Source organism: Massilia sp. CT11-108 (assembly GCF_047302915.1).
Lineage (GTDB): Bacteria > Pseudomonadota > Gammaproteobacteria > Burkholderiales > Burkholderiaceae_D > Telluria > Telluria orientalis.
The window spans coordinates 1-12,091 of the sequence record NZ_JBKYMO010000149.1; the positions used below are offsets into that span (position 1 = coordinate 1).

Genomic DNA, 12,091 nt, shown 5'->3' on the forward strand with positions numbered 1-12,091 from the left:
CGCCTCGGCCCGGACACGCCGCCGCTGGCCCTGTCGCGCGTAGCGGGCCGGCTGTCGGCCAGCGAGACCATCGCGCCGAACGTGGACGACGGCAAGCCGACCTTCGGCGCGCTGGGCCATGCGATCGGCCTGGAAAATTTCTCCGTCGTCACGGAAGGCGGCGTCGTGCTGCCGCCGGCCACCCTGAACGAGTCGTGGCGCCCCGCCACGCGCACCCAGCCGGAACGGTTCGAAGTGCGCGCCGAACAGCTGGACGTGGGCGCGCTGGCTGCGCTGGCCGTGCAACTGCCCATCGCGCCGGCGCACCGCCAGCTGCTGACGGAACTGGCGCCGCGCGGCCGCATCAACGACGCCGACGTCGAATGGCAGGGCCGCTTCCCGCACATCACCGGCTACCGTGCGCGCGGCGACGTCGAGAACCTCGGCATGAATCCGCTGGCGGCGCGCGCCGAGCTCGCCGCAACCGATGGTCACCCGGCCCAGCCCGCGCGCCCCGCGCTGCCGGGTTTCAGGAATCTGTCGGGCCGCATCGACGCGAGCGACCATGGCGGCAGCGTCGACATCGATTCCGACAAGCTCGTGCTGGCGCTGCCGGCCTGGTTCGCCGATCCGGAAATGCCGTTCGATCAATTTGCGCTGCACGCACGCTGGACGCAGCTGGCGGACGAGCAGCTGGCCGTCGACGTCGACAGCCTGAACCTGACCCAGGGCGCGCTGAAGGCGAGCTTGACGGGCCGCCACGTGCTGTCGTTGAAAGCCGGCCAGGGGCCGGGCAATGCCGACTTCACGGGCACGGTCGACAATTTCGAGATCGGCAGCATCGGCCGCTGGCTGCCGCTCGCGACGCCGGAAGGCCTGCGCGAATGGCTGACGGGTGCGCTCCAGGGCGGCATGCTGCACGACGCGCGCCTGCGCCTGCGCGGCGACCTGGCTCACTTCCCGTTCCGCGCCGAGAATGCCGTGCAGCGCGCCAAGGGCGAGTTCCGCGTCGGCGGCCGCATCGAAGACGGCAAGCTCGAGTACGCGCCCAGCCACAAGGCGGCGGACGGCAAGACGCCGCTGTGGCCGCTGCTGGAAAACATCGACGGGTCCATCGTGTTCGACCGCGCCCGCATGGACATCCACGCCGACACGGCACGCACGCAGGGCATCGCCCTGTCGAACGTGAAGGCCGTGATCCCCGAGCTGGGCATCCACGAGATGATGCTCGACATCGACGGCACGGCCGCCGGCCCGCTGCCCGAGTTCCTGCACTACGTGGCGGCCAGCCCCGTGCTCGAATGGATCGGCCATTTCACCGAGGACACCAAGGGGACCGGCCCGGCGAAGCTGGGCCTGAAGCTGCACCTGCCGCTCGCCAGCCTGCACGATGCGAAGGTGCAGGGCGCGCTGCAATTGCAGAACAACGAGGTCGTGCTGTTCCCCGACCTGCCGCCGATCGAGGCCGCGCTGGGCCGCATCGAGTTTTCCGAACACGGCGTGAACCTGAACGGCGTGGGCGCCAGCTTCCTCGGCGGGCCGCTGCAATTGTCCGGCGGCACCCAGCGCGACGGCAGCATCCAGATCCGCATGGCCGGCAGCGCCACGGCCGAGGGCATGCGCCAGACGCGTTCCCTGCCGGCGCTGCAGCGCCTGGGCAATAAACTGTCCGGCGGCGCGCGCTTCGGCGGCACCGTCACGGTGAAGGACCGCCAGACCCAGATCATCCTCGACACCAACCTGGCCGGCCTCGGCATCGAACTGCCGGCGCCGCTGAACAAGCCCGCCCCGGACGCGCTGCCGCTGCACTTCGTCCTCACGGGCCAGCCGACGGGGACGGACGGCGTCGGCCACGACGACATCCGCATCCAGCTGGGCAATATCGCCGCCGCGAAATACGTGCGCGAGCGCCAGCCCCACGGCCCGTGGATCGTCAAGCGGGGCGGCATCGGCGTCAACGTGCCGGCGCCCGAGCCGGACAGCGGCATGATGATCAACGTGAACATGAAAGCGCTGAACGTCGACCGCTGGCTTGCCGCGGCGGCCGACATCGCCGGGCCGGGCGAGGCGGCGCCGGCTGCGTCCACTGAAACCGGCGGCGGCATGGCCCAGTACGTCGTGCCTGACATCGTGGCCGCCCGTGCCGGCGAACTGATCATCGGCGAGCGGGCGCTGCGCGACGTCGTCGTCGGCGCCACGCACCAGAACAATACGTGGCAGGCCAGCATCGATTCGCGCCAGGTCGTCGGCTACGTCACGTGGGCCGAATCGGGCCAGGGCCTGGGCAAGGTGACGGCGCGCCTGGCGTCGCTCGTGATCCCGGAATCGTCCGCGAACGAAGTCAAGGACCTGCTCGAATCGAACAAGGGCGCCAGCGCCAGCATCCCGGCCCTCGACATCGTGGCCGACCGCTTCGAGCTGTTCAACAAGCAGTTCGGCCGCCTGGAACTCGTGGCCAGCAATGCGCAGGCGCTGGCCGGACGCGAATGGCGCATCGAAAAGCTGGCGCTGACGAATCCGGACGGCCAGCTGAAGGCGAACGGCCGCTGGCTCACGCGCGACGGCAAGAGCAACACGGCGCTCAATTTCACGCTCGACATCAGCGACGCCGGCCGCCTGCTGGATCGCCTGGGCTTCCCGGAGACGCTGCGCCACGGCAAGGGCTCGCTGTCCGGCGACATCTCCTGGGCCGGCCTGCCGTACTCGCTCGACATTCCGAGCCTGTCGGGCCAGATCCAGATGAATGTCGAGGATGGCCAATTCCTCAAGCAGGATCCTGGTGCCGCGAAGCTGTTGGGCGTGCTGAGCCTGCAGATGCTGCCGCGCATGCTGAAGCTCGACTTCCACGACGTGTTCTCGGAAGGCCTCGCCTTCGACGGCATCACGGCGAACGCGATGATCACACGCGGCGTCGTGCGCACGGACAATCTCAAGATGCATGGCGTGGCGGCGACGGTGCTGATGGACGGCACGGCCGACATCGCGCACGAATCGACGAACCTGCACGTCGTCGTGATCCCGGAATTCAATCTCGGCACCAGCTCGCTCGTGTACGGCCTCGCGGTGAACCCCGTGATCGGCCTCGGCAGCTTCCTGGCCCAGCTGTTCCTGCGCGCGCCCGTCATGAAGGCGCTGACTTACCACATGCAGGTGACGGGACCGTGGAAGTCGCCGCACATCGTCAAGCTGGACAATTCGCCGGCCGTGAACGCCGCCGCCGAGAAAGCGGCCGCGCAGGACCGCAACAAGGACAAGAAGGGAAGCAAATGAAGACGATCGTCGCTGCCGTACAGATGGTGTCCACGCCCAACGTGGACGAGAACATTGCCACCGCGCGCCGTTTGATCGCGGACGCCGCCGCGCGCGGCGCGCAACTGGTCACGCTGCCGGAATACTGGCCCATCATGGGCATGACGGACACGGACAAGGTCGCCCGCGCGGAACAGCCGGGCCACGGCCCCATCCAGGATTTCCTGGCCGGACAGGCGCGCGAGCATGGCATCTGGCTCATCGGCGGCACCTTGCCCCTCGTGTCCGGCGACGCCGGGCGCGTGCTGAACACGACGCTCGTCTACGATCCGGCCGGGCAACATGTCGGCCGCTACGACAAGATCCACTTGTTCGGTTTTAATAAAGGCAGCGAATCGTACGACGAGGCCCGCACCATCGTACCGGGCGAGACGGTCGGCGGCTTCGACGCGCCGTTCGGCAAGGTCGGCCTGGCCATCTGCTACGACCTGCGCTTCCCGGAACTGTTCCGCGCGATGGGCGATTGCGCGTTGATCGTCGTGCCGGCCGCGTTCACGCACACGACGGGCCTCGCCCACTGGGAAGTGCTGCTGCGCGCCCGCGCCATCGAAAACCAGTGCTACGTGCTGGCCTCCGCACAAGGCGGCACGCACGTGAACGGCCGCCGCACGTTCGGCCACAGCATGCTGATCGACCCGTGGGGCGAGGTGAAGGACGTGTTGCCGGAAGGCGAGGGCGTCGTCAGCGGCGCGATCGATCCCGGCTACATCGCGAAGGTGCGCGAGAGTTTGCCGGCACTGAAACACCGCAAACTTTAAGGTATGGCACAATGCCCCATCCCTATCAGAAAGACCTGACGCAATGACTCCATTCGAACCGAATCTCTCCTCCCTCGCTGTCGCGCGCGACGTCCTGTTGACGCCATTCGGCCTCGACGAAGGCAAGCTGATCACGACGCTGGGGACCATGTTCACGCACAAGGTCGACTATGCCGACCTGTATTTCCAGTTCACCAAGAGCGAAGGCTGGAGCCTGGAAGAGGGCATCGTCAAGAGCGGCAGTTTTTCGATCGACCAGGGCGTCGGCGTGCGTGCCGTGTCGGGCGACAAGACCGCTTTCGCTTACTCCGACGAAATTTCGCAGGCCGCCCTGCTGGACGCCGCCGCGGCCACGCGCACGATCGCCCGCGCGGGCGCCGGCCGCGTGAAGGTTGCAGCGAACGTCCAGCCGTCCGGCGGCCGCTCGCTGTACCTGCCGCATGACCCGCTGGCCTCGCTCGACGCCACCGCGAAAGTTGCGCTGCTGGAGCGTGTCGAAAAGATCGCGCGTGCAAAAGACCCGCGCGTCGTGCAGGTGATGGCCGGCCTGGCCGGCGAGTACGACGTCGTGCTCGTCGTGCGCAGCGACGGCGTGCTGGCGGCCGACATCCGTCCGCTCGTACGCGTGTCCGTCACCGTCATCGCCGAGCAGAACGGCCGGCGCGAGATGGGCTCGTCGGGCGGCGGCGGCCGTTACGATTACAACTATTTCAGCGACGAACTGCTGGAGAAATACGCCAGCGAAGCCGTGCAGTCGGCTCTCGTGAACCTGGAAGCGCGTCCGGCCCCGGCCGGTCCGATGACCATCGTGCTCGGCCCTGGCTGGCCCGGCGTGCTGCTGCACGAAGCCGTCGGCCACGGCCTCGAAGGCGACTTCAACCGCAAGGGCTCGTCCGCGTATGCCGGCATGATCGGCCAGCGCGTCGCCGCGAAGGGCGTGACCGTCGTCGACGACGGCACGCTGCAGGACCGCCGCGGGTCGCTGAACATGGACGACGAGGGCAACCCGACCCAGTGCACGACCTTGATCGAAGACGGCATCCTGAAGGGCTATATCCAGGACACGATGAACGCGCGCCTGATGAAGATGCCGGTGACGGGCAATGCGCGCCGCGAATCGTTCGCCCACCTGCCGATGCCGCGCATGACGAACACGTACATGCTGGCCGGCGACAAGGACCCGGCCGAGATCCTGGCTTCGGTCAAGAACGGCCTGTACGCGGTGAACTTCGGCGGCGGCCAGGTCGACATCACGAACGGCAAGTTCGTGTTCTCGGCCAGCGAGGCCTACATGATCGAGGACGGTAAAGTGACGTACCCGGTGAAGGGCGCGACCCTGATCGGCAACGGTCCGGACACGATGAACCGCATCTCGATGATCGGCAACGACATGCGCCTGGACTCGGGCGTGGGCGTGTGCGGCAAGGAAGGCCAGAGCGTCCCGGTGGGCGTGGGCCAGCCGACCTTGCGCATCGACGGCGTGACCGTCGGCGGTACGGCGTAAGGCCTCGCCGCATCGCGCTGGCCTCCGCCTTCGCCGCCTTCTCTACCATAGCGCCCGCCCCGTGCGGGCGTTTGTTCTTCCGGTTTTTGTCGCTGCACTCGTCGCGTCCACGCAGTCCTGGTGCGCCGCGGCCGACGAACACACGAACGTCGCCACCCGCTTCGGGCCGGTGGAGACGCAGCCCGGCGCCGACCGTTCCGACATCCGCTTCCGCGGCGCATCGCTGGGGCAGGTCGACGGCAATGCGAGCCTCGTCAAGCTGACCGTGCGGGACGATGCCGACTACGTGCTCGTCGCTGCGGCGTTGCCCGGTCCGCAGTGCCGGCACCGCTTCACCCTGCCGCGGATCGGGCCGGGCGATGAAGCGACGATGTCGCAACCGTTCGGCGATTGCCTGAGCGGGTTCGGCGCCCGTCGTGCACGCGACTAGCTGGTCGTCCAGCTGGCGCAGGAGGGCACGCGCCGATGCGGACGCCATCGGAGCCGGCCTTGTGACACACTGGTTCCGACCGATCATCATCGCAAGGAGCGCGACATGGCCAACGATCAAGCACAGCAACCAGGCGCACAGCCGCCTCGGACCAACGCACAGCAGCCCGACGCGGCGGCGCCCGCACCGCAGCAACCCCCCGACTTCGACGGCCTCGAGGGCAAGAAGCCCGAAGAGCTGACGCCGGAAGAGCTGCGGCTGATGGCCGACACGATGCCCGGCGAAGGGCCCGGGGACTAGAACGAGTAGCGCGCCCCCAGCGTATAAAAGCGTCCGCGCGCACCCTCGTAGTCGAGCGGGTTGTACGCCTGCGCGCCGTAGGTAAGCGGGTCGAGCGGCGCGATCTTGTCGAACAGGTTCTGGACCGAGCCGAACACTTCCCAGCGCTGCTGCGGCTTCCAGCGCACCACCAGGTCGACCGTCGTGAACGACGCCAGTTCGCAACCGTTCGGGGCGTCGGCGCCGTTGGCGAAGGTCACGGCGCAACCGCTCGGGTCGCCCCGGAAGAAGCGGTTTTCCAGCACGCCGCGGTAGTTCACGTTGGCCGATACGCGCAGGTTGTTGCGGTCCCAGCCGAAGCGCATGTTGACACGGTCGGCCGGCGTGCCCGTGCAGTTCGTCACGTCGCAGTTGCCGTGCGTGCCCGCGAATTCGCGCGACGTACCGTCCCGTTCGGTGCGCAGCCATTCGAAGATGTGCGTGTACTTCACGTCGAACGTGGCATTGCCCCAGGCCTCCGGCAGGCGGTGGTTGTAGCGCGCGTCCACGTCGAGGCCGCGCACCTTGCTCTGGGCGGAGTTGACGTAGCGGGTCAGCACGGCCGTGATCTGGCCCGGGTCGCCCGGGATGCCGCTCACGCTGCCCGGGTCGCGCGCCACGCTGCCGGCAGCGATGGCGGCGTCGACCTGTTCCTGGTTGATCTCGTTCTTGCGCTTGATCTTCCAGTAGTCCACGGAGATGCTCGTGCGCGGCAGCGGGTCCCAGATGACACCCAGCGTGTAGCTCTTCGACCGTTCCGGCGACAGGTTCGGGTTGGGCGACGTGATCAGCGCCACCGATGCCGGGTTGCAGGCGTTCGTCACGCCCAGTGCGCAGCGCACGGGGTCGGCCGCGGTGGAGAACGCGGCCAGGCCGCCGACGCCGTTCTCGGCCGGACTCGGCGCGCGGAAGCCCCGCGCGAACGTGCCGCGCAGCGCAAATTCGCGCACCGGCGTCCACTTCAGGCCGAACTTCGGCGTGTACGAACTGCCGACGTCGGTGAAGTGGTCGTAGCGCAGCGCGGCCGACGCTTCCACGTTGAACGGCAGCGGCGCGAGGCCTTCGCCGTACAGCGCGAACACGTTGCGGGCGCCGGAATACGCGGAATAGCCCAGGCCGATGACATTGCCCCGTTCCGTGCCGGTGGTGGGCAGCAGTTCCGTCATCTCGTGGCGGAACTCGGTGCCCAGCGCCAGGCCCAGGTTGCCGGCCAGCCAGGGGATGCCGCTGTATTCGCGCGTGGCCTTGAAGTCGATCTGGCCGATCTTCGTGTTGGCCCTGTTGCCGATGGTGGGCGACAGCGCGGCGTACACGGCGGGCGAATTCACGCCCGCGTTCTCGGCGATGCGCCAGACGGTACCCAGCGGTAGCGCCGCATAAGCCGGGCTGTTCGCCGCCGCCGCCGCGATGTTGGCGGGCGTGGGATCGAGCAGGGCGAAGGCGACGTCGCGCTGCAGGAAACCGTTCTGGTTGTTGTTGACGTGGTTGTGCGAGAACAGCAGGGACGAGTCCCAGTCCCAGCCGTAGTGCGTGCCCCTGGCGCCGCCGAGCCAGCGCAGGAAGTTGGAATCGATGCTGGACTTGCGCGGCCCGACGTCGGCAGCCAGGTAGCGGATCCGCGCGGCCGTGCCGAAATACGGGTTGTCCGGATGGTTCGCACCGAGCTGGACGACGGCATTGTTCACGGGCCCGCCTGGGAAGCCCACGGAGGCGCTGACGGAGGAGGGCGTCGTGGCGGTGTCCGTCTGGCTCGTGTACCAGTTGAACTCGCTGTACAGCTGGAGCGACGGGTCCAGCTGCATCGTGCCGCGCAGGAAGAAGCTCAGGTTTTCCTGCTTCGGCTCGATCTGGTTGTACTGCATCGAGGCGTCGATCAGGCAGCCGCCGCCGGGATCGCCCTGCGGGTGGCTCGTGAAGTTGGAACAGGCCGCGCCGGGGAAGGTGCGGGTGAAGCCGGGGCCCGCCAGGTTGCCGCGGTTGTAGTAATTGGTCGGGTCGGCCGGATTGCGCACGTTGCCGTTGATGGCGTTGCCGGCCGTGCCGGTGCCGGGCAGGATGGCGCCGGTACCGCCGAGCGCCTGGTCGGCCGAATAGCCCCAGCGGCGCAGGTCGTTGCGGCCGATCCAGTCGCGGTCCGCGCGGTCGCGGTACCAGATCTCGTCGAACTTCTTGTACTCGATGCTGAACAGGACGTTGTAGCGGTCGGTGTCGAGGCTGCCGACGCCCTTGGTGAAGGCGACGTTCGTGCGCTTGCCGTCCCAGTCGTTGGTGGCGCCGCGCGAGAAGCGCACCGTGTTGCCCTGGAAGTCGCGGCGCAGGATGATGTTGACGACGCCGGCGATGGCGTCCGAACCGTAGATGGCGGACGCGCCGTCCTTCAGCACCTCGACGCGCTCGACGGCATCCGTCGGGATCACGTTCAGGTCCGTGAACTGCTTCTGGCCATCGTCGGCGAGGCCGTACGGGGCCATGCGGCGGCCGTTCAGCAGCACGAGCGTGGACGCCGCGCCCAGGCCGCGCAACGAGATGCCCGAGGCGCCGGCGGCGAAGCCGTTGCCGAAGGTGGTGGGCACGGAACCCTGGTTGTCGACGGCCAGCGTCTGCAGCAGCTCGGCCACGGTGGCCTTGCCGGAACGCTCGATGTCGGCGCGGTTGACGGTGATCACGGAGGACGCCGTTTCGGCCTCGGAGCGGCGGATGTTCGAGCCGGTGATCTCGACGCGCGGGACGGGTTTCGGTGCGACTTCCTGGGCCGGCGCCGGCAGCGCGAGGATCGTGAGGCCGATGGCGCCCCCGCCCGCGAACAGGCGTCGGATCGTTCGGGATATCGGGGTTTCAGTCATGTCCAGACTCCAATGCGATGAGGGATGGTCGACCCGGTGCGCATCAATCCGGGGCTCGTTGCGACTTTTGCATCTTGCATAAAGCGGCAACTGACATCTCTCAAGCGTGTCCGGCACAGCGGAAAAGATGTCGGGTTGATGCAACCGATCGCCTGTATAGGCAACCGTAACCGACAGATCACAGGCCAAATAAAGTCTTGCCAACGTCGCAGCAATGTTGTTATAGTCAATCGACTACTTCGGAATCTCTCCATGCGCCACGCCGTTTTCTTTACCTTTTATTTTTGGTTTAGCCATTCCAGCCCGACGGCGGTGGAGTAGCGGCAGGTTCACGCAGCAACAGAACAGAGTCCGACACAAGAATCCAAAAGACCGCCGAGCTGGCGGTCTTTTTTTTTACGCCCCAGAATTTAACCAGATCAAGAACGGAGAACTGCAATGCCTCGCACCGACGACTTACGCATCCGCGAAATGAAGGAACTGACGCCGCCCTCGCACCTGATCCGCGAATTCCCGGTGACCCCGGAAGCGGAACAGGTCGCGTCGCAGGCGCGCATGGCGCTGCATCGCATCCTGCATGGGCAGGACGACCGCCTGATGGTCGTGATCGGCCCGTGCTCGATCCACGATCCGAACGCCGCGATGGAATATGCCCGCCGCCTCGTCGAGCAGCGTCACCGCTTCGCCGGCGAGCTGGAAGTGATCATGCGCGTGTACTTCGAGAAGCCGCGCACGACGGTCGGCTGGAAGGGCATGATCAACGACCCGTACATGGACAACAGCTTCCGCATCAACGACGGCCTGCGCATGGCGCGCGAACTGCTGCGCGACATCAATGAACTGGGCCTGCCGGCCGGCACCGAATTCCTCGACGTGATCAGCCCGCAGTACATCGCCGACCTGATCAGCTGGGGCGCGATCGGTGCGCGCACGACGGAATCGCAGGTGCACCGCGAGCTGGCGTCCGGCCTGTCGTGCCCGGTCGGCTTCAAGAATGGCACCGACGGCAACATCAAGATCGCGGCCGATGCGATCAAGGCCGCGTCGCAGCCGCACCACTTCCTGTCCGTGACGAAGGGTGGCCACTCGGCGATCGTGTCGACCGCGGGCAACGAGGACTGCCACATCATCCTGCGTGGCGGCAAGGCGCCGAACTATGACGCGGCCAGCGTCGAGGACGCCTGCAAGCAGCTCGCCGCCAACGGCCTCGCGAGCCGCCTGATGATCGACGCGTCGCACGCCAACAGCAGCAAGAATCCGCAGAACCAGGTGCCCGTGTGCGCGGACATCGGCAGCCAGATCGCGGCGGGCGATACGCGCATCGTCGGTGTGATGGTCGAGTCGCACCTCGTCGGCGGCCGCCAGGACCTCGTGCCGGGCAAGGAACTGACGTACGGCCAGTCCGTCACCGACGGCTGCATCGACTGGGAGACCAGCATCGCCGTGCTGGAAAACCTCGCCGCCAGCGTGCGCGCACGCCGGTTGCGCGACGACGCCTGAAGGGCGGCCAAATAGGTCTTGCCAACGGGAAGCAGCCACTCCAGAATCGGTATGTACATGGTCATACTTGAAGGAGCGGCATGGCTTCCAACGAAGGTGAAATCGGCGCCTGGGAACGCGCGGCCCAGGCGGCACTGAAGGGCGCCAATCCGCGCCTCGCGGCGCAGCTGTGGCAGCGCATCCTGGAGCAGGTGCCGACGCACGGTCCGGCACTGCTCGGCATGGCGCAGCTGCATTACCGGTCCGGCGCGCTGCCGGAGGCGCGGGCGCTGCTCGAGCGCCTCGTCGCCGCTGACGGACGCGACAAGCAGCAGTGGATCAACCTCGCCGTCGTTTGCATGGCCCAGCGCGACGAGGCGCGCGAGGAAGAGGCGATCCGCGGCGCGCTCGTGCTGGAACCGACCGACCTCGTCGCGCTGATCCTGCGTGCCGGCCTGCTCACGCGCCAGGGCAAGCGCCGCCGCTGCAGCAACTGCCGCCCGAACTGCGCCCGGCCGTGCAGGACGCCATGGCCTACCGCGAACAGTACGACACCGATTTCGGCCGCTTCCTCGACGACCACATGGCACCCCTGTTGCGCGACCTGCGCGGGGAGCGCGTGCAGCGCTTCACGGAGTCGCTCGACATCATGCTGGGCCGCAAGCGCCGCTACGAGCCCCAGCCCGCGCTGTTCCACTTCCAGGGCCTGGCGCCCGTCACTTTCTTCGACCGCGCGGACTTTCCGTGGCTCGACGCGTTCGAGCGCGAACTTGACGCGATCCGCGCGGAATTCCTCGCCGCGCAGGCCGGCGCCGAAGGTTTTACGCCTTACATGCAGTATGGCGACGACCAGCCGCTGCGCCAGTGGGCCGATCTGAACAACTCGCTGCGCTGGAGCGCCTTCCACCTCGTCGAAGCCGGCAAGGTCAACGACGCGAATGCGCGGCGCTGCCCGCACACGATGGCGCTGCTGGCGGGTGCGCCGCAGCCGGACCAGCCGGGCCGCACGCCCGTCGCGATGTTTTCCGTGCTCAAGCCGAAGACGCGCATCCCGCCGCACTGCGGCGTCAGCAACGTCCGCGTCGTCACGCACGTGCCGCTCGTCGTGCCGCCGGGCTGCGGCTTCCGCGTCGGCAACGACGTGCGCGCGTGGGAGGAGGGCAAGGCATGGGTGTTCGACGACACGATCGAGCACGAGGCGTGGAACGACAGCGATGCTCCCCGCGCGATCCTGATGTTCGACATCTGGCATCCGCATCTGACGGGGCCGGAACGTGCCCTCGTGACGGCGATGAGCGACGGCATGAACGCGTTTTCGGCGGACGAAGGCAGCTTCGGGTTGTAATCTTCAAAAAGAAAACCGCCCCCCCCCCCCCCCCCCCGGGGGGGGGTTTTTAAAAAAAACCGCCCCCCCCCCCGCGGGGGCAGGGGGGGGGGGGGGGGGGGGGGGTGAAAAAAAAGAGGGGGGGGG

8 protein-coding genes and 1 pseudogene are annotated in these 12,091 nt (G+C 67.6%); 8 read left to right on the top strand and 1 reads right to left on the bottom strand.

Annotated elements, in window-relative coordinates:
• The 5 genes from ACEN88_RS14030 to ACEN88_RS14050 all read left to right on the top strand — a co-directional run.
• Positions 1–3,249, top strand: a 3,249-nt coding sequence (locus tag ACEN88_RS14030; RefSeq protein WP_413340467.1) for a YhdP family protein, incomplete at its 5' end; no start/stop codon positions are given.
• A complete protein-coding gene (locus tag ACEN88_RS14035) occupies positions 3,246–4,046 on the top strand; it encodes a carbon-nitrogen hydrolase family protein (RefSeq protein ID WP_413340468.1) in 801 nt (266 codons plus the stop codon). The genes ACEN88_RS14030 and ACEN88_RS14035, both read left to right, overlap by 4 nt.
• Before the next feature lie 43 nt (positions 4,047–4,089).
• On the top strand, positions 4,090–5,550 hold the full coding sequence (tldD, locus tag ACEN88_RS14040; RefSeq protein ID WP_056123277.1) for a metalloprotease TldD: 1,461 nt from the start codon (positions 4,090–4,092) through the stop codon (positions 5,548–5,550).
• Positions 5,551–5,611: 61 nt separating this feature from the next.
• Positions 5,612–5,980: a hypothetical protein gene (locus ACEN88_RS14045; protein WP_413340471.1), complete on the top strand. Its 369-nt coding sequence runs from the start codon at positions 5,612–5,614 to the stop codon at positions 5,978–5,980.
• Positions 5,981–6,085: 105 nt separating this feature from the next.
• Positions 6,086–6,280: a hypothetical protein gene (locus ACEN88_RS14050; RefSeq protein ID WP_413340473.1), complete on the top strand. Its 195-nt coding sequence runs from the start codon at positions 6,086–6,088 to the stop codon at positions 6,278–6,280.
• Here the strand turns inward: ACEN88_RS14050 and ACEN88_RS14055 are convergent.
• Entirely contained in the window at positions 6,277–9,141 is a 2,865-nt protein-coding gene (locus ACEN88_RS14055) for a TonB-dependent receptor (protein ID WP_413340475.1), read from the bottom strand. The genes ACEN88_RS14050 and ACEN88_RS14055 overlap by 4 nt on opposite strands.
• Before the next feature lie 438 nt (positions 9,142–9,579).
• Here ACEN88_RS14055 and aroG point away from each other — a divergent pair, with 438 nt between their 5' ends.
• The 3 genes and pseudogenes from aroG (at position 9,580) to ACEN88_RS14070 (ending at position 11,965) form a co-directional block, all read left to right on the top strand.
• On the top strand, positions 9,580–10,641 hold the full coding sequence (gene aroG / locus ACEN88_RS14060; RefSeq protein ID WP_056123286.1) for a 3-deoxy-7-phosphoheptulonate synthase AroG: 1,062 nt from the start codon (positions 9,580–9,582) through the stop codon (positions 10,639–10,641).
• 80 nt (positions 10,642–10,721) lie between these two features.
• Positions 10,722–10,982 (top strand): annotated as a pseudogene (locus ACEN88_RS14065) (tetratricopeptide repeat protein); the annotation flags it as partial.
• A 155-nt stretch (positions 10,983–11,137) separates the two neighbouring features.
• Complete coding sequence (locus tag ACEN88_RS14070; RefSeq protein ID WP_413340477.1) at positions 11,138–11,965, top strand: aspartyl/asparaginyl beta-hydroxylase domain-containing protein; 828 nt, start codon at positions 11,138–11,140, stop codon at positions 11,963–11,965.
• The last annotated feature ends 126 nt before the right edge of the window (positions 11,966–12,091 follow it).